Source organism: Mycoavidus cysteinexigens, from assembly GCF_003966915.1.
Taxonomy (GTDB): Bacteria; Pseudomonadota; Gammaproteobacteria; order Burkholderiales; family Burkholderiaceae; genus Mycoavidus; species Mycoavidus cysteinexigens.
Map to the genome: position 1 here is coordinate 2,688,436 of NZ_AP018150.1, position 18,929 is coordinate 2,707,364.

At 50.4% G+C, this 18,929-nt stretch carries 11 protein-coding genes and 2 pseudogenes; 2 read left to right on the plus strand and 11 right to left on the minus strand.

What is annotated here, in order from left to right; genetic code table 11:
- Window positions 1–2,228: 2,228 nt before the first annotated feature.
- The 3 genes from mazF to MCB1EB_RS11385 form a co-directional block, all read right to left on the minus strand.
- Window positions 2,229–2,594, minus strand: a complete 366-nt coding sequence (mazF, locus tag MCB1EB_RS11375; RefSeq protein WP_045364155.1) for a type II toxin-antitoxin system toxin MazF — start codon at window positions 2,592–2,594, stop codon at window positions 2,229–2,231.
- Window positions 2,591–2,863 (minus strand): AbrB/MazE/SpoVT family DNA-binding domain-containing protein, encoded by a 273-nt coding sequence (locus MCB1EB_RS11380; RefSeq protein WP_197721979.1) that lies wholly within the window; start codon window positions 2,861–2,863, stop codon window positions 2,591–2,593. Before MCB1EB_RS11380 ends, mazF begins: the two co-directional genes overlap by 4 nt.
- A gap of 190 nt (window positions 2,864–3,053) precedes the next feature.
- Entirely contained in the window at window positions 3,054–5,999 is a 2,946-nt protein-coding gene (locus tag MCB1EB_RS11385; RefSeq protein ID WP_045364151.1) for a Tn3 family transposase, read from the minus strand.
- Between the two features lie 161 nt (window positions 6,000–6,160).
- Here MCB1EB_RS11385 and MCB1EB_RS11390 point away from each other — a divergent pair.
- Window positions 6,161–6,487, plus strand: a pseudogene (locus MCB1EB_RS11390) (IS66 family transposase); the annotation flags it as partial.
- Window positions 6,488–6,520: 33 nt separating this feature from the next.
- On the opposite strand, the pseudogene MCB1EB_RS11395 reads toward MCB1EB_RS11390, so the two are convergent.
- Window positions 6,521–6,661: pseudogene (locus MCB1EB_RS11395) on the minus strand (helix-turn-helix domain-containing protein); the annotation flags it as partial.
- 107 nt (window positions 6,662–6,768) lie between these two features.
- Window positions 6,769–11,349, minus strand: coding sequence for an NACHT domain-containing protein (locus MCB1EB_RS11400; RefSeq protein ID WP_126354036.1), 4,581 nt, complete (start codon window positions 11,347–11,349; stop codon window positions 6,769–6,771).
- 651 nt (window positions 11,350–12,000) lie between these two features.
- Here MCB1EB_RS11400 and MCB1EB_RS12485 point away from each other — a divergent pair.
- Complete coding sequence (locus tag MCB1EB_RS12485) at window positions 12,001–12,129, plus strand: helix-turn-helix domain-containing protein (protein WP_269471778.1); 129 nt, start codon at window positions 12,001–12,003, stop codon at window positions 12,127–12,129.
- 159 nt (window positions 12,130–12,288) lie between these two features.
- On the opposite strand, the gene MCB1EB_RS11410 is transcribed toward MCB1EB_RS12485, so the two are convergent.
- The 6 genes from MCB1EB_RS11410 to MCB1EB_RS12230 all read right to left on the minus strand — a co-directional run bounded on the left by MCB1EB_RS11410 (window position 12,289) and on the right by MCB1EB_RS12230 (window position 18,922).
- Window positions 12,289–13,161, minus strand: coding sequence for an extracellular solute-binding protein (locus MCB1EB_RS11410; RefSeq protein ID WP_232034114.1), 873 nt, complete (start codon window positions 13,159–13,161; stop codon window positions 12,289–12,291).
- A 17-nt stretch (window positions 13,162–13,178) separates the two neighbouring features.
- Complete coding sequence (locus tag MCB1EB_RS11415; RefSeq protein ID WP_052393920.1) at window positions 13,179–13,406, minus strand: hypothetical protein; 228 nt, start codon at window positions 13,404–13,406, stop codon at window positions 13,179–13,181.
- Window positions 13,407–14,363, minus strand: coding sequence for a LysR family transcriptional regulator (locus MCB1EB_RS11420; protein ID WP_045364139.1), 957 nt, complete (start codon window positions 14,361–14,363; stop codon window positions 13,407–13,409). It abuts the gene before it with no gap.
- A gap of 781 nt (window positions 14,364–15,144) precedes the next feature.
- Window positions 15,145–15,774, minus strand: coding sequence for a hypothetical protein (locus MCB1EB_RS11430; protein WP_052393919.1), 630 nt, complete (start codon window positions 15,772–15,774; stop codon window positions 15,145–15,147).
- On the minus strand, window positions 15,771–16,163 hold the full coding sequence (locus MCB1EB_RS11435; RefSeq protein WP_045364136.1) for a hypothetical protein: 393 nt from the start codon (window positions 16,161–16,163) through the stop codon (window positions 15,771–15,773). The genes MCB1EB_RS11430 and MCB1EB_RS11435 overlap by 4 nt, the downstream gene beginning before the upstream one ends.
- Window positions 16,160–18,922 carry a DUF927 domain-containing protein gene (locus MCB1EB_RS12230; RefSeq protein WP_161566224.1) on the minus strand — a complete coding sequence of 921 codons (2,763 nt, stop codon included), beginning with the start codon at window positions 18,920–18,922 and terminating at the stop codon, window positions 16,160–16,162. The genes MCB1EB_RS11435 and MCB1EB_RS12230 overlap by 4 nt, the downstream gene beginning before the upstream one ends.
- Window positions 18,923–18,929: the final 7 nt, after the last annotated feature.

Here is an 18,929-nt window from a genome sequence, read left to right on the forward strand (position 1 = left end):
AAGGGGCGGATTTAAGCCAGGTCAATTTTCGTAATAGTTGGCTTCGCCATGCGGATTTAAGCGCAGCCAAGATGGCTGGTGTGCGGTTTGGCGAATGGGCTTATCTCCAAGAGGAAGACATGGTGTATTCCTGCGCGTATTCCCCGGATGGGAAAAACTGTGCGGTAGGGCTTGGGAACGGTACGATCAGCATCTATTCGACCTCGAGTTGGGAAAAAATCTACACCTTAGAAGGACATACCAGGCCTGTTAATAGCGTGGTGTATTCGCCGAGCAAAAAGCAGATCGCCGCGGGTGGGTGGGACAAGACGGTACGTCTGTGGGACGCGGAAAGCGAAGCGGCTGGTCACACCTTAGAAGGACATACCTCCACTGTTAATAGCGTGGTGTATTCGCCGAGCGGAAAGCAGATCGCCTCGGGGAGTTTGGACAAGACGGTGCGTCTGTGGGACGCGCACAGCGGAGCGGCTGGTCACACCTTAAAAGGACATACCTCCACTGTTAATAGCGTGGTGTATTCGCCGAGCGGAAAGCAGATCGCCTCGGGGAGTTGGGATAATACGGTGCGTCTGTGGGACGCGCACAGCGGAGCGGCTGGGCCCACCTTAGAAGGCCATACCGGCGGTGTTTTGAGCGTGGTGTATTCGCCGAGCGGAAAGCAGATCGCCTCGGGGAGTTCTGACCATATGGTGCGTCTGTGGGACGCGCACAGCGGAGCGGCTGGGCCCACCTTAGAAGGCCATACCGGCGGTGTTTTGAGCGTGGTGTATTCGCCGAGCGGATTGCAGATCGCCTCGGGGAGTGGGGACAAGACGGTGCGTCTGTGGGACGCGCACAGCGGAGCGGCTGCGCACACTTTAGAAGGACATACCGGCTCTGTCGTGAGCGTGGTGTATTCGCCGAGCGGTTCGCAGATCGCCTCGGGGAGTTTGGACAAGACGGTGCGTCTGTGGGACGTGGAAAGCGGAGCGACTGGGCCTACCTTAGAAGGACATACCGCCTCTGTTTTGAGCGTGGTGTATTCGCTGAGCGGAAAGCAGATCGCCTCGGGGAGTTATGACAAGACAGTGCGTCTGTGGGACGCGCACAGCGGAGCGGCTGCGCACACCTTACGCGGACATACCGACTGGGTTAATAGCGTGGTGTATTCGCCGAGCGGAACGCAGATCGCCTCGGGGAGTTCTGACAATACGGTGCATCTGTGGGACGCGCACAGCGGAGCGGCTGGGCCCACCTTAGAAGGACATGCCTCCACTGTTAATAGCGTGGTGTATTCGCCGAGCGGTTCGCAGCTCGCCTCGGGGAGTGATGACAAGACGGTGCGTCTGTGGGACGTGGAAAGCGGAGTGGCTGTGCACACCTTAAAAGGACATGCCGCCTCTGTTAGGAGCGTGGTGTATTCTCCGAGCGGTTCGCAGCTCGCCTCGGGGAGTTCTGACAAGAGGGTGCGTCTGTGGGACGTGGAAAGCGGAGTGGCTGTGCACACCTTAGAAGGACATGCCGCCTCTGTTAGGAGCGTGGTGTATTCGCCGAGCGGTTCGCAGCTCGCCTCGGGGAGTTGGGATAATACGGTGCGGCTGTGGGACGCGCACAGCGGAGCGGCTGTGCACACCTTAAAAGGACATACCTCCTTTGTTTATAGCGTGGTGTATTCGCCGAGCGGTTCGCAGCTCGCCTCGGGGAGTGATGACAAGACGGTGCGTCTGTGGAAGGTCGCTTCGGGTGAGTGTCTAAGAGAGATTCAAGATTTTACCGGTGGAGTCTATAGCATCGCCTGGAAAGCGACGCCGGAGGGTTCCTATTTGTTGACTGGCAGTGGCGATAAGTTTGTTCGTCAGTGGGAGCTGATAGGAGAGGAGGATGGAGTTCATGCGCACCTGCGTTGGATGTCGCCACCGGATAATAAGCTGATGGTGAAGGATACGTTATTGGAAGGGGTGGTTGGGTTAAGCGAGATGAATCGAGCGCTGTTGAAGCAGAGGGGTGCCAATGATGGGGTTGCCTTGTCGGATTTAGCGTGAGGAAAATGCGTTGAAAGCAGGATATTGACAAAGCGTAGCAAAAGCCTGCTTGGGAGGGTTTTTGCTACGGAAGAATCGCTGGATTTAACATAAGGCTTCACTCGAGACAGATTAGCTTTTAAAAGCGATATTTGTCTCATTTATTATTGTAAATTACTATGCCACAGCCATGAAGATAATTTGCAGAGGAAAATTATTTGGCCAATGTCAGCCTATCTCAGGATCAATAATACTCAAAACATGCGAGATAATTTCATTGGTCGTGACTTGATCCAAAGTCTCAATATAGCGAGCGGTACCGACTTTTTCACGAGCATTGAGATCAAATGACCTAACATGATTGCATACAGCCACGCCATTTGTATCATGTCCTGAAATGACAACTGTTAATCCATTATCTCGGGCAAATTGTCCACCACTGGTAATAGGTACTGTCATGGATACGCCCAACGCATTAATTTCTGGCGGAGTGATCACAACGAAACGGTGCCTGTCTTTCATTTCTCGTCCGGCCACTGGATTTGGATCGATCCAGTACACATCGCCAGGCTGAGCCACTTTGCGTCGGTTCATAAACATTCCCGACCCATGGGTTCGCCCTCACGAGCCCATTCGATTTGTTCGTTCAGTATAACCATTTGCTCTGGGGTGACCCCTCGTAGCAATTCGTGCAAGGAATAACGCTTACGCAAATGTTTTGTGACGGGTTTGGCGGTAAATGCACCTTGAACGACATCAATTTCTAGCTGAGCGCCAGCTTCAACGTTAAGCATTTTTAACACACTAGCAGGGATAGTCATCACTGCTGCGCCACCTTGTTTGCGGATGTTAACAGTAATCATAATCGTACCCTAACTCAAGTTTAACGTGAGACAAATATAGCATATGTATCACATTTATGCAACAAATAAACATTCTTTGAGAACGATAAGCATGGATATAGGCGTTATCAGACAAGGGGAGGCATTTTGGGGCGGCTCCGAAAGCAATAGCTTGCTGATTGCCATTTATTAAATGCACCATTTTTGCTCCCTATCCTGCAACCCCTTTGGTACTTGGCATCACTTTGCGTACAGAACTGGGCAAAATCCGACTTGCATAGTTTGCCAGTGGAAAATCAAACGTTCCCCGCAGGTTAATTCCTTCCAGATTCGTCGGTGCAATGCGACGCAAGTCTTCTGGCTGAAGTTTCTCACTACTAATCGCTTCGATTCGCTCAACGGCACGCTGCATGTGCTGCGTGTTCCAAGCCAACAAAGCGTTTGTCAGCAAAGAGAGGCTGGACGACACTGCTGCCAGTGTTTCCCATCGTTTGGCCAATTCCGTCGGAATTTTTCCGATGTGGACAGCGCGTTGGATCGTATGGACAGCTTCTCCACGGTTTAATGCATGTTGCAACTCGCGTCGAAACTCGGGATTTGTAAAATAGTCGATTAAGAAAATCGTTCGTAGCAACTGACCAAGCTGGACTCCGCCATCATAAACATCCTGACCGCGGGCGGCCGAGCCGAAACGTTGAAGCGCCTGCACGGCCGTGCAGTGCCCGCTATGAATCGACGCAACCACGCGTACAAATTCATCGTAGATTGCCACGATGGACTCCAGGTTCACATCACCTCTTATGACTGGCAGTAATTCCGCAGGGGCGCGGTGATCAATCGGCACGTGGAGCCGCCGATCACGCATATGCTGCAGACGAGGGCATATATCAAATCTCAACCCCTTGCCGATGGCAATCCCAAAATCAGTGTATCCATGCGTGTCAACCGCGAGTTGGGTCACGTCGTCAGCCTTGCTTTGTCGCACCACTCCCTCAATCGCAGCGCCGGCCTGCCGCTCCTTGAGCAGGATCGGTTGGTTGTAGAAAATCCCCCACCGATCCCGGACATGAGTGTAGATGCCAATCGATGCCGTGCGCCGGCGCGGATCAACACGCGCCTGCCAAACTGTGCGTGTTGTTTCCAGGCTCATCATGTCGGACGAAGCCAAATCATCGCGCCCCCAGTGGGCTGCAATTGGATGTCGATGCATGAATTCCAGGATCATATTGGATGCTTCACGTAACTTACGCTCGTCGGCAGTCATTCTCATCATCTGGCGGATTGCCTTGGACGATAGCTCTGGAATCATGCGTGCGATATCGGCAGCGGATAGGGACGTGCCGTGTGCAAGTACGGCTGCATAGACGAGCAATAATTCGCTGCGTGAACGTGGTTCACGCCCTAGCAAGATCCAGGAAAAGCGTACCTGGCTATCAATTTCAAGAATGATTTCTGGAAGCTGGCCCAGTGGTCGATCCTTGAAAATTGCACGGCGCAATGCGTCAAGATGAGCATCCTCACATTGCGCCGCAAACGACTCGACGTGGACACCATCAACATCAATCCGGACTTCACCGTGTATGACAGCATTATGCAGCCGTTCCAGACCTTGGTCGAGATGCTCGACAATCTGATCCAGAAATACTCTCGGATCCTGTGGCAAATTAAGGTGCCCGTAGTAGTAATTACGTTTGACCTTCCACTCTCCTTCTGGGATAAGCAAGGCCGTGGCGCTACGGAAAGAAAAGCTATGGTCGACATACCCTGACCCGTTGCGTAACGCCAGACGCAGTGCGAATAGCGTCGCCCACTCAAAGGCATGAAGTGCATTAACACGATCATAGCCGTTAATTGCATTACGCCATGCACGCCCGAGCTTGATGTTCACCGAATTCGGCAGTTCAATGCCGCCATTCTTGCTATACAGACTACGCAAAACAGTGATTGCATCGATCACTGGATGTTGTGTTTCCGACTTAAACGGCAATTTCACCAGTTTAGTGAACATAGCCCTAACTTGTTGGTTTTTGGTCATTAATTGCAGACGGATGAGGCTAAGCCGACTCGGTGCGTGGTACTGCAATACTTGGTCAGCCAGTTCGCAAATTTTGGTACGCAACGATACCAGTTGCAGGCTTTTGTCTTGGGCCAATGCTTTAATCGCCTCGGCGAGCTCTATTGTTGCTTTTGTTTCGTTGGAGCGATTTACATCAACTTGTTTGCCAGCTTCATGGGTAACATTCATGACCCAGCGCCGGAACATCCACAGCAGTTGATCTGTTGCAGCGCACAATGCGTAACGGATAAAGCAGGCCGCTTCAAGCTGGCGCGCCGGAAATTGGATGCGTTTGCTAATCGAGGGAGGACGCTTGGCGCAACGGCGCGCGTAGTGGCGCACCAGTGCTTCGTTCAATTCTATAGGCCAGTTTACGACTCCTTCTAACGCATATAGACATTCAATCTTGTCGAACAGCTCGCCCATCTGGGCCGTGGAATGTCGCAGAGGCACCTTCCAAAGCCATTGCTGCAGGTTACCACCGTATTTGCTTTCCGGAGCCAGGAGTTGGCGGCACCATTGCTCAATAACAGGGGTGCCGATGCGCTTAGAGAGTGTTTCTTCTAGGTAAGACTCGTGGTTACGGATCGCTTCTGCAATTAAGTGCTTTAATATGCGATCATGCGAGATCAGGATGCGATGATCGTAGAGCCAAACTTTAATTTGGGCAAGCAGCGTAGAGCTATCCGGACATCCAGATAAAATTTCTTTGAGCCAACGAACGAGGTAGCGTCGCTGGTGTTCTGTCATGATGGCAAAACCGAGTGTTTTATGAGCAAGTTGTTGATGATCAACTAGCGTGCGCGGCCGTGTCTGGTACAGGGCGCGCAATGTGCCAATGTCCGGTGCATGGATATTCAACTGTTTGCCTAGGTGGGCCCATAGCTCTTTGGGAACGTACTTGTAAGCATCCAATGTACGGCCAGCCATGCGTAGGTAACCAATATGCAGGGCCAGCGCCAAGCGGTAGAGACCTTTGCGGCGCGCATCGATTAGTGTACGTTCCCTGGTTGAGAATGTGAAAAAAATATTCAGCTCAAACTCGTTGAGTTCGGCCGGGATCTGTCGCAAACCAAGGTAAGGGACTCGCCAATGATCCATCGCTTTTCTGTTCAGGAAAAGAAAACTATGCAATCATAACGTGTCAAAAATGGTAATCAGCAAGTCATTGATTTATAAGCATATTTCTATGGCGAGCTCGTGAAAACCCTTATGAATACTAGAGACCGCTACCGTCGTTTATTGCACTGAAATCAAACGGACCCCATAACAGCGCGCTGGCGCGGGCGATCGACTACAGTTTAAGACGCTGGCAGGCGCTATCCCGCTTTGCCCATTCGGCCAACTTGCCCATAGACAATAACGCCATAGAGAATATCATCCGTCCCATTGCCGTGGGCCGCAAGAATTGGCTCTTTATAGGCTCTGAACGTGCGGGTCGGCGCGCCGCTGCGATTCAAAGTCTGTTTGCCACAGCCAAGCTCAATGGGCTTGATCCCGCTGCATGGCTCAAAGACACTTTGGAAAAATTACCTGCTTGGCCTCATCGGCGAATCGACGAATTGCTCCCTTTACCGCCTCCTTTATAACCTGTCAACAGTGGTCCGGCTGACCGCTTACGTTTCTACCGCCGTTTGATAACGATAAAATGTATCACGCGAAAATCCCATCACCTTACAGGCGCGAGACACGTTGCCAAGTTCTGTTGCCAAATTGAGCAGACCGACCTTGTGTTTGATGATATTTTGATGAACACTATACATGGGGTTATTCCTATGCGCTTACGCGCGGGTTTAATTAAGATTTGCACCTCTATCAAACCGGATAACCCCACCTTCTGGCAAGGCCTTACTGTACGATCAAGTCGGAACTAATACAATTCAGCCCATCCTTCGGAATAATCAATTATTCCAGTCGATTCTTCTGAATCGGAAAAGTCTTCTTCATCAGACTCTTCCGAATCGAATAATAAAGCCCCATCATTGGCGCCCCGCTGCTGCAACAGTGTCCGATTAATATCGCTTAACCCAACCACCCCTTCCAATAACGTATTCTTCACCATCAGCTTATTATCCGGTGGTAACATCCAACGCAGGTGCGCATGAACTCCCTCTCCTATCAGCTCCCACTGCCGAACAAACTTACCGCCATCGCCAGTCAACAGATAGGAACCCTCTGGCGTCGCTTTCCAGGCTACGCTATAGACTCCCCTAGTGAAATCTTGAATCACTCTTAGACACTCACCCGAAGCGACCTCCCACAGACGCACTGTATTATCATAACTCCCCGAGGCGACCTGCGACCCGCTCGGCGAATACACCACGCTCAAAACAGTTCTGGTATGTCCTTCTAATTTGTACACAGCCGCTCCGCTGTGCGCATCCCACAGACGCACCGTATTGTCATTACTGCCCGAGGCAATCTGCGTTCCGCTCGGCGAATACACCACGCTCCTAACAGAGGCGGTATGTCCGCGTAAGGTGTACTCAGCCGCTCCGCTGTGCGCGTCCCACAGACGCACCGTCTGGTCATGACTCCCCGAGGCGATCTGCGATCCGCTCGGCGAATACGCCACGCTCAAAACAGTTCTGGTATGTCCTTCTAATGTGTACCCAGCCGCTCCGCTTTGAGCATCCCACAGACGCACCGTACGGTCAAAACTCCCCGAGGCGATCTGCGACCCGCTCGGCGAATACACCACGCTCAAAACAGAGGCGGTATGTCCTTCTAATGTGTACCCAGCCGCTCCGCTTTGAGCGTCCCACAGACGCACCGTAGTGTCATCACTCCCCGAGGCGATCTGCGACCCGCTCGGCGAATACACCACGCTATAAACATAGGAGGTATGTCCTTTTAAGGTGTGCCCAGCCGCGCCGCTGTGCGCGTCCCACAGACGCACCGTCTTGTCAAAACTCCCCGAGGCGATCTGCGACCCGCTCGGCGAATACACCACGCTCCTAACAGAGGAGGTATGTCCTTCTAAGGTGTGTCCAGCCGCTCCGCTGTGCGCGTCCCACAGATGCACCGTCTTGTCTAAACTCCCCGAGGCGATCTGCGATCCGCTCGGCGAATACACTACGCTACTAACAGCTTCGGTATGTCCTTCTAAGGTACCCACAGCCGCTCCGCTTTCCGCGTCCCACAGACGAACCGTAATGTCACAACTCCCCGAGGCGATCTGCGCTCCGCTCGGCGAATACACCACGCTATTAACATCGGAGGTATGTCCTTCTAAGGTGTGTCCAGCCGCTCCGCTATGCGCGTCCCACAGACGCACCGTACGGTCAGAACTCCCCGAGGCGATCTGCGACCCGCTCGGCGAATACACCACGCTCAAAACAGAGGCGGTATGTCCTTCTAATTTGTACCCAGCCGCTCCGCTTTGAGCGTCCCACAGACGCACCGTACGGTCAGAACTCCCCGAGGCGATCTGCGACCCGCTCGGCGAATACACCACGCTATAAACATAGGAGGTATGTCCTTTTAAGGTGTGCACAGCCGCGCCGCTGTGCGCGTCCCACAGACGCACCGTCTTGTCAAAACTCCACGAGGCGATCTGCGATCCGTTCGGCGAATACACCACGCTATTAACAGTGGAGGTATGGCCTTCTAAGGTGTGCACAGACGCTCCGCTTTCCGCGTCCCACAGACGCACCGTAGTGTCCCAACTCCCCGAGGCGATCTGCGTACCGCTCGGCGAATACACCACGCTAGTAACATACCAGGTATGTCCTTCTAAGGTGTGCACAGCCGCGCCGCTGTGCGCGTCCCACAGACGCACCGTCTCGTCATAACTCCCCGAGGCGATCTGCGATCCGCTCGGCGAATACACTACGCTAATAACAGTGCCGGTATGTCCTTCTAAGGTGTAGGTTTTTTCCCAATTCGAGGTTGAGTAGACGCTGATCGTGCCGTTCTCAAGCCCTACCGCACAGTTTTTCCCATCCGGGGAATACGCGCAGGAATACACACTGCTTTTCTCTTGAAGATAAGCCCATTCGCCAAACCGCACCCCAGCCATCTTGGCTGCGCTTAAATCCGCATGGCGAAGCCAACTATTCCGTAAATTGACCTCGCTTAAATCCGCCCCTTGCAACTGCGCTGAATCGAATACCCCAAAGCTCAGATCGGCCCCGGGTATCTGGATTCCCTTTAAATCCAGTTCATGGAACTGCACCCCAGCTTTAATCAGGATCGTGATTGCATTCGCCGCAGCCCTGCTCACGCTATGCTTGCTCGTTGTCGCTTTGATCCACGCCAACAGCGGTTTTAGCAGCTCTCCATTTTGTTGAACTCGCTCGACCAAAAAGCGCTGGATCGCTAAATCCTCCACAACATTCAAGGTATTCAATAAGGCCGCAGTATCCACCTCAACAGAAGGGCTGAGCGCTTCCCATAACACTTGCACCTTTCCTACCCAGTTTAACTGCGTAGAACGATCCGATGACGCCAATTCTGTGAAGTTTTCCAGCTCTTCCCATACCGCGCGCGCCACTAAATAATCCTGGATCGATTTATGAATAAAGCGATATTGCTGCTGCTGGCGAGTCAACAACGCGCTAAAACGCAGTAGATTCTTTTCCTCATCTTTGTTACTCAAAAAGGTCTCATATCGCTTATCCTGCGGCATTCCTCTGCGGGCAACCGCTGAATATTCCGCTACGGTGGTTTTACCCTCTGACAGGGCTAACGCAAAGTCGGTATTAAATGTCTGGCTATGCCCGATAAATTCGTCTTTTAAACTGAGGAAAGCTTTCTGCTCTGCCTCCGTCAATTTAGACTGAATCGCATCTAAACGCGCTAACGAACGCTCAAACCACGTTTGCACGAACTGCTCATAGAGTTTGATTCGGGTTAAAGCCACTTGACCCGGCCGAGTTTCGTCTAACGTCGGTAATACACTTAAGGCCATTTTCAGTAAAAAAGGCGTACCCAAGAGTTCTTTCACATTGGGAATCTGCGCTAATCTGTCTTGATAAGCTTGAGCGCTCCACTGAGCTTTCGTATGCTTAACATATTGATGAATATAGGTTTCGATCGACTGTTCTGAAAACGGTGCGAGCTGATACTCCAGCAAGATGCGTGAACGGCCTCGCGGTTGCAGATGGTTTTTATAGCCCTCTGATAAATACTCGGGCCGACAACTCAGTACGATTTTTGCTTGCCATTGATCCAGTTTTTCATCCGTATATAAATTCCTCTGTTCCGCAGGAATTTCATCATAGCCATCTAAGATTAAAATAAAGTGCTGGTTTGCCCGCAACGCGTCGATCTGCTCGGGCGAAAAGCCACATTTATCCGATAAATACTGGCCTATGAGATTTTTGTTGGGCCTGTCTATCGTCGGTAAAGAGATATACAGCGGGATCGGCCGCTCGCCTGAAGCAGTACCATAGTCTCGCCATAAGCGGCGCGCTAAATGGCGGTTAAAGGTCGATTTCCCCGAACCCGCTTCACCTCGCAACAACAGCACCTGAGTTTTCTGGCCAGAAGCATTGGCTTGCGTTAAAAAGGCGGTTACCGCTTCGTCTAAATCAAAAAGTGTCTTTCTATCCGCAGCAGTCGTCGCCTGTGGGGCGACATACATCGCCAGCCCATCTTGAATTTCTCCAGGTTCTTCCCACGCAGTGAAATATTCTGCCTCGATATTCTGGCCTAGGATAGCTAAGGGTTCTTTCTTCGAGCGTAGCTCTAGGGCTTGCTGCTCTTTAAACCGATCTAGATAGGCTGTTTTTAATTCTCCAACGGACGTATGGATTTCTTGGATTTGAGGCAGAAGTTCTTTATTCGGTGAGTAGTAATGCACGTTGACCGTATTATTCTTGCCATGGACTGGTGCATTAATCGTGCCATGGCAGCTTTGTACTAGCGTTTCCACCCCAACATAATCGGTACCGGCTGAATCAGTTAATATCGGTGTAAAGGAGAAGGTTTGGGCTTCGGCGGAACTCTCCGGGAGGGCTTCGAGCTTTGCATTTGGATAGCTGAATAAAGAAGCACCCACCCCGGCAAGTCGTTCAATGGCAACGGGATGGTTTTTCTTATTTAAATGCAAACTACTTGACCCCCTCTCAACCGTTCGCTTTTTAGAAAAGCCCGCGTTATTGAGTCTATATCGCTCAAAAATTTGCTGTCTCTTTTGTTCTAGCGTCTCTGCTTCGGTCCTGCGCCCTTGTTCATTTAACAATAAGCCGTAACTTAAATAAATAGACTCAATTATTTTTCCCGACTGAGGGTCAAGAGACAATTTTTCTGCTTCTTCTTCAAAAAGCTTTTGAGCTACCTGATAGAGTTTTTCTGCTTCGGCAACCTGACCGATTTTTGTATACCCATCCGCCACAGCTATATATTGTTTGGCTTGCTCAAGCATCTGCTGCGGAGTTTGCAAAGGGGACTGTCCCTGAGCAACAGGATGGGATCTCGACGACATGCCATTGATCGGTGTAAGCATTACGTTCCTTGTACCGGTATTTTCTCACTCCCGCTGAGTTCAATGAACGAACGGTCTAGAAAAGCCGAATTTTTTAAGATTTTTAACAATAGTGGAGTCTACAAATAAGAGAGTACGCGCCTATTTTGTGCGCTACGCTCAAAGACCGCATCGTCTTCATCCACAATTTTTCCGAATTGTAACGATGGGCCAATGATTTTTGCAAACAATCAGGGTGTAGGGGTGGACGATCGAGCGGGTGGGACGTATCCATTCACTTTTTTTGCCCCTGATTTCCGCGCCGTCCCCCTGTCAAAAATTTCTCTTTTTCCGCGGGTCAAGTCTGATAATTGGTATTATCAGACTTGCATTTGCTTCGTAAAAACCGGGGTTTTTAAAGAATCGATTGATTTTGGTAAAGGTAATTAGCCGGATGGAAGAGAAGCTGCAATTACAAAAAATTTTTATAAAGAACACAGATCGCCAAGATATCTGAAAATGAACTATTTCGGGCATGCCTATTCATGGATGTACGAAAATCAGCTAAATGCATTTCGGATGTGAGCGATAATTCGTACCCAATTTTCGGACTAATTTAGAGCCATGCCACGCCTTTTTGCTCACTGGTAAACAGTTTGCAGATCGCCGATATTCAATGCTGCACAGGGTGCTATCGTTTTAGAGCGGCTCGATGCTGGTGTCAGCATTGCTGCAATCGCACACGAATTCAAGACGACTCGTCAAACAATTATGCGAGCAAGCGAGGCTGCTTTAAACTCTCCCTTGCAACAGAAAAATTGATACAGATAACACGATTGTTGGCATTGAAAATCTATATATTTATTCAGATGTTTATTATTTAAGTGCCTTCCGCAGCGAATTATTTATTCTGATCGAAACATGATTTTCAGTACCCCTGACGCGCCTCTATTGGTCAGGGGGAACAGCTAAAGTGAGTGGTCAATTCAGCAACCACTGATTAAAACGTTCAATGGTTGAGCTATGTTTATCTGCCCAGTACAAACCATCACTTGGTATCCCTTTTTCTAAGTTAGCCGGATAAGTGGCAAGCAGCTTGACATATTTGGGATCAATCTGGTTTCTTTGCAGAACTTCCTGGGTTAAAGCGCTAGGTTGAGTCGGCGCTACCCCATAAGGGATAAGGCGTGCCTGCCGCTCAGGGTCGGTGGCAAACTGGATAAGTTGACGGCAAGCCTCCGCATTCGGCGTACCTTTTAAAATTGTCCAGTTATCGTAGCCGTAGATATGTTGATCCCAGGAAAATGCAACGGGCGCACCCACTTCAATAGCCGCCAGGGCACCAAGTGAAAAGGCAGGGAGTAAATCGACTTCGCCTGTTTTCAAGAGGTGTTCAGCTTGGGGCGCATTTTGCCACCAGACGGAAATATGCGGCTTGATTTTATCCAGGCTGTGAAAGGCGCGGTCTAGATCATTGCAAGAATAAACTTCTTCTGGAGGCACGCCATCGGCCAGTAATGCTTCTTCTATCGTATCAAAGGGAATTTTGCGTAGAGCGCGGCGGCCGGGGAAATTTTTCACATCCCAAAGATCCTTCCACGTTCTCGGCGCTTGACGTCCTTTAAAAGCCTCCTCCCGATATGCGAGCACCGTAGAGTAGACGTTCATGCCAACGCTATACTCCGACAAAAAGCGCGGCATGATGGTTGAGACTACGGGATCATGCTCAAGCTGGTGCTTTTCCAAATAACCTTCCTTGCTCAAGATCGGAACAGCCCGATTGCTTAGGCACGCCATATTCCAATGATACGTCCCCGTATTGACCATCGTTCTAATTTCGGCGATAGGCTCCACATTGGATATAACGGCCTCTATCTCAATCCCTGTTTCTTTTGTGAAGGTTCGAAGAGTATTTTGGTATACGCAATATGATCTCTTCCGCCTGAGGTACGGATAATAATTTTTTGTTTTGGATTTTTGATGAGTTTAAGAGAAGGTTTGATGAGGGGTACGCTCACCACGGAGGCTACGCCCAAACCGGCTATCACGGTCTTAATCATATTACGGCGCCTTTCGAAAATTTGATTGTGCTCTTTCATTTAGTTTTCCTCCCCCGATCTGATGAGTAAATGATCGCTCACCTCTGCCTGATGCGTAAAAATAGAGAGACCTCTATGGAGCGATTTAAGCAATTGATGAATAGCGGGCAGCAAGGGCTTACCCCGCCTAACCACTAAAGCCAGTTTGGCTGACTGAAAAATGGGATGATCAATTTCGAGCGCAATCAGCTCCCCCTTTTTAATTTCTTCGCGGGCTGAAAAAATCGACATAAATACTGCGCCTAAGCTGTCACAAGCAAACTTTTTACGCGCTATCGTTGAATCACTTTCAAATATGCAAGGGGGAAGGGCGATTTTCTCCGTTTGGCAGGCGGCCTCGACCAGTTCTCGTGACACCCCCGAAGCCGGCAGTGAGAGCGAAGAACTCATCGCTTCTTTAAGTGTGACCTTCTGTTTTTGAGCAAGAGGGTGTTCTTTACTCACTAACATGTTTAAAGGTAACGGCACGCTTGCATACAGTTGAAGATCTGGTCTTTCAGGGCAAAGATGAATGATGCCTATATGCAAAATGTCGTCGAGAATTTGACGAATAATCTTACTCGGCTCGAAAATTTCTTCTATATTCAGACTGACATTAGGGCATTGACGATGAAACTGATTGAATACATCCATGAGTGGAGCAACAAATGTACTGGCTGTAGCGATATGGATACTGCCTCGTCGCATTTCATTCAGCGCTTGTACGTCAGCTTCAAACTCTGCTCGAGCCTCGCGGTTCTTGCGATAATATTCAAGCAATGATTTAGCCACCTCGGTTGGCGCAACACCGCGGGGACGTCGCTCGAATAATTTAAATCCGATCTCTTGTTCTAGCAGACCAATCTGCCGCGTAATGACAGAGCCGTCAGTATTCAAATAATCTGCTGCTGTACGAATTTTCCCGTGGGTGTAGACTGCATGGAAGTACCTCAGCCGACGTTGGTTAATTTCTCTCATTCCCGACTCCTTGAGTTTAGTTGGTCAAATTTTGCTTAAAAGCGAGTGCGGCTTTACCGCACTCTTCAAAATCAAGAAATTTTTGCCGGTAAGGAGTCGAAAAAGGAGCAAAAAGAGGGGTTGGCCGTATTAGAGGAAGGTGAGGCGCTTTGGGTTTAATTGTTGCCTCAATTGAGGAGTGAATCTGGGCGAGATCGGTGAAGTGAAAATAAAATGCGCAGAGGGAAGGAGCGAGTTTTTTAAGAGAGAACGAAGAGCGTTGTAAATGCCGTAAATCAACGGAGCATCTTTGAGGGCGCTGTTTAGGGGATACAGTTTGAGGAGATGAAGGGGAATACTTGGGCGGAGAAGGGTAAGACTCTAGACAATACATCGCATTGCTCCTTGTGTTTGGCTTTAAACTCCGACGCACCCCTATGTCAAAAGAGGTGGCGGAACCGAGCAGGGTTGACATACCGAAACACAAGAATCGGCGTACCCGAAGGTACCCCCACACGGCCCCGCCATAAGCGCAAGCCTTCTTTCTTGTGTTGCCGGGATGTCAAACCCAGGCCACTATTGTTTTAGTGACACCTAAAGTATAAGGAAATCAATCTTAATGTGCAAATTCAACTACGGGCAGCATCAAATTTATTAATGACGCAAAGCAGCAGGTCACTACACCTCTTCTAAGATTTTCCGTTGTTGATGTAGCAAAGCATGAATCCTTTTTAGCTGTTCGCGCCAAGCCTTAGATCGTCCGCCGTGCTTTAACGAATTAGCGGATGCCTTAGCTTTACCTTCATCCGTGAGCGGTCCTGTCGACTTTTCCCAGGGTCGCCATTGCTGAATCAAAGCCCGTTGCCGTGCCCGTCGCTCTGGTGTCCAGCCGCTGCTCATGTTGTTGCTCCAATAGTTCGTTTGACTGAATTGTTAATTTTTCCGCGTGCGCGAGGGGCGCTATGCTATTGTTCACCTGTTGATACCCGTGGGCGATGTTGGCTTGCTTGGCAAACACGACTGGCGGGTTTTTGATGGTTGCTAGCGTTTCAAGTGTCATCCGACATTGATTTTGCGCTTTCATCGCCATGCGAAAGAAGGATTCAAGATTTTTCTGAGATTCCTGACAGAGTGCCCGCCGGGAAAAATTCATAAAAATAGATTGCAGGGCTTGAGCTTGAGCCATCAACATGCCTTCACACCGCCCCATGTCGCCGCCTCGAACCTCGGTAATCGAGTTTGCCAGTGCTTGGGTCAGCTCGCCAAAGTTCTGCTCACCAAGGGGCGTGGCGTATTCGCTAACGATAGCGGCTGCATTGGCACTGGGTTTTAATACGAATTCTGCCAGAGCAGATGCATCAATTTTTGATTTTGTAGACTTCGCCACTGATCTTGGTTTCTTTTTATCTTTCACGCTTACTTTTTTTGTCATACCTCCTCCAATGATTTAATCGCCAGCCGTTCAGCTTCGACGCGAGATAACTCACCATCAAATTCCATGATCGCCGCCCTCTCCTCGAATGCCTCACAGTCAATCATGCGTTTTTGCGTGGGGACATCGGGGACAATGGGGAAAGCCTTATCCACACTGGCTTTATCTTGTCCCCAGCCGGTTTCTAGTTTTGGGGACAATGGGGACAAAATCGGGGAGCGTTGTAATACATTGTTCTCAGTCGATTGGGTTTGTCCCCAACTGTCCCCACTGTTTTGGGATAACTGGGGACAGCCTAAACCCTGAGGAATACTCGCTGTCCCCGGTGTCCCCAGTTGTCCCCGGCTAATTTCGATGGGTTGCGAGAGCCAAGTAAAATTCAGCTTCATTCTTCCGCCTCCCACATATTGGAGGTGAAGACATACACTCGGGTTGGGGTTTCGATGCCAGGCAATCTAATCTTTTGTGTGGTTCGATCTCCGCCTGGAGCCAGCCAACCTCGGGCAAGCAGGATGCGTTCAGCTATCTTAAGGTCGTACCCAGCACATAACTCACGCTTAAACACTTCAGGCAAGACTAAAAACTCCCGTCCTCCTTCCGCACGAGCGCGGCAAAATCCAGCGCGTTGGAAAATACGTTGTTCGCTAAGCGCATTTACATCTTCAAAACGACTGCTGCCATGCGTTTCAAAGAAAGCGCGGATTTGCGCTAACAAGGTACTCTCTTCTCGGTTGCCTATCGCGCCAAAGGCTGCAAACCAAGTCATAAAGCAAGTCTTGGCTGCGCGCTCTGCCTCATGCTCAGGCCAGCCGGTTAGGCCATAGTGGCTTGCTAGCTCACCCGCTATCGCCACTAAAGCAAAGCGCCGAGCCACGCGCTCTATTTGTCCGACTGCCTGGGCGGGCAAAACTTCTGCCATAAATTGCTGGATCCCATCGCGGATAAAACGGGTGAGCGAAAGTTGATCACTCACGATTCGTTTAAGCCATGCCAATCCTACCTCACCATACAGTTTCGTAGTCGCTTCCTTGATTGCCAAAGCCAACGCGCCTGGCGTATCGTAATGATGAAGTTGCTCGAATGCTCCCATCCCTGCACCTGCATCAATTTCTAGATCGGCTAGGCGAATTTCTTGTCCAGCATTGGTTTTCTTTCCGGCGCGGGCCATTAAGGCACTGAGAGACTCTTCTCCAGCACTTAAAAACATTAAACGCCAACGCTGCGCCGCTCGTGCTGTGCCATTGCGCGCCGCGCGCGCTTTGCCTTGCCCATTGGCGAGTAAATAAGCGGCTTGTCCAGCTTCTTTAGGGTCAATTTGGCTAAGCTCATCGAGAATCAGCAGATTATCGTTATGCAAGGCGGCGAGACCTTCTAAACCGTTGGCGGTGGCTCGCCATAGCCTTACATACGTCGATGGTTTGCCCCACACAGAAGCCGCCATTTTTAAAGCGGTTGATTTTCCTGAAGAAGAAAGGCCGCGCAAATGAAAGCCGCCAGAGTCTTCATCGACGAGATGCGCTAAGGTACCCGCAAAAGCGATGGATAAGGCAAATACTAATCTAGTATTTCCTCGGGCCAAAGATGCTATTCCCTCCCGCCATTCCTCGGCTGTGCCTGAAACTGCAAGTGCTGGCTCGATCGCGTGCGTATTCTGAAAGACCACATGCTCTTCGGTCTCTCCAATCGTATAAGAGGGGGTTAGGTAAACATTCTCATGCCAACCGAGACGGTCAACGCAACGTGCTCGCGTTTCTACTGACCATACTTTGAGATAAGCTGCGATCAAGTCGCGTGCGGCTTTGTTCGGAGATACTTGCAATCCTCGGCGTGCTAATTCACGACGCACATCTAGGCCATCTCCTTCCAGTAACTCAATAGGCATCGCCCATTGGTGTTGCACACCATCATCATCTTGCCACTTTAGTAGTCTGCCCCATTCACCACTCTTGGCATCACGCGTTTTTGCGACCACATACAAAAGAGAGCACAACCATAGTGGCGCTTTCTCGCGTCCATCTTTATCGGTACCAATAAAGATTAGGCCACGGGCCGACACTTCAAAACGTCCGTCGCCGTACTCGCAGGACAGCGAACTCTTACTCAAAGGATGATTTTCAGACTTTTCTACAGAAATTGGTAAACACTGCACGGCCTCGCTCAACTGAGGGACCTCCTTTGTTGCCGTCGCATGGAGTTTGATTGCCGTCTCAATGCAGCAGATAACGGCATCTGGCCCTTGCGCCTGGTGCAGGTCGTTGAAGTCGGTTGCGCCTTCAGGTCGGTCAGCTCCGAAGTCTGGCACGGCAACACACCCACCAACAACTTGTGCAGCTTCCTGGGCTTTATTCAGGCCAGGATTGCCAAGAGTAGCGTAGTCGTCATCGGCACATAGCACTAGCAGTAAGGTAGGAAACTTCTCCCGCAAGGCTTTTGCCACAGACATCAGGTTTCCAGCATCAAATGCCACTGCTATTGCATGGCCGCTTGCCTCTCGGATACTCATGCCGGTTGCAAAACCTTCGGTAATGCAAAGCACCTCCTCCGGCTTACCAACACCGAAATAACAGCCACGTTTGCGCCCACCAGTCACTGGTCGCTTGATACCGCCACTAGTTATGAATTGTAGAGAATGCAATATCCCTGCGGAATCACGCATCGGAATAACTAAAAGCTCTCCAGTCAATTCCGCCGAGAGGTTGGAAACTATCTGACGTGCTTTGTCTGCCGCAATAGTTTTAACGCCATAGGGAGCTATGCCCTTGCGGATTAGGTACCCATGGCTGGGGCAGGTGTAAGCCTCAGTCCAAAGCAGGTGCGCTTTCTCTCGCGCTTCTTGTTTACGCTTAGCATCCTCCGTTTCGCGCTTATATCTTGCAGCATTAATTCTTGCTTGGTGAGCAGTTTTTTCAGCTTGGGTTAAAGTGCGCGCCGTGTCTAATCGCCAGTTTTCCCAGCCCAATCCGTCCCGATGGTTCTCGAATCCGCCGGCAGGAATACCGTCCAAGTGCAACAGGTAAGACGCATCGCCCTTGCCCCCTTTGCCCTCGGAGTCACATCGGTGAATCATGCCATCAGTTATTACGTCAGCCGGTGGCATAATGCCGCGTCTAGCTAAGGCATCGCGAAATTGTTGAATAGGGTTATCCATTACTGCA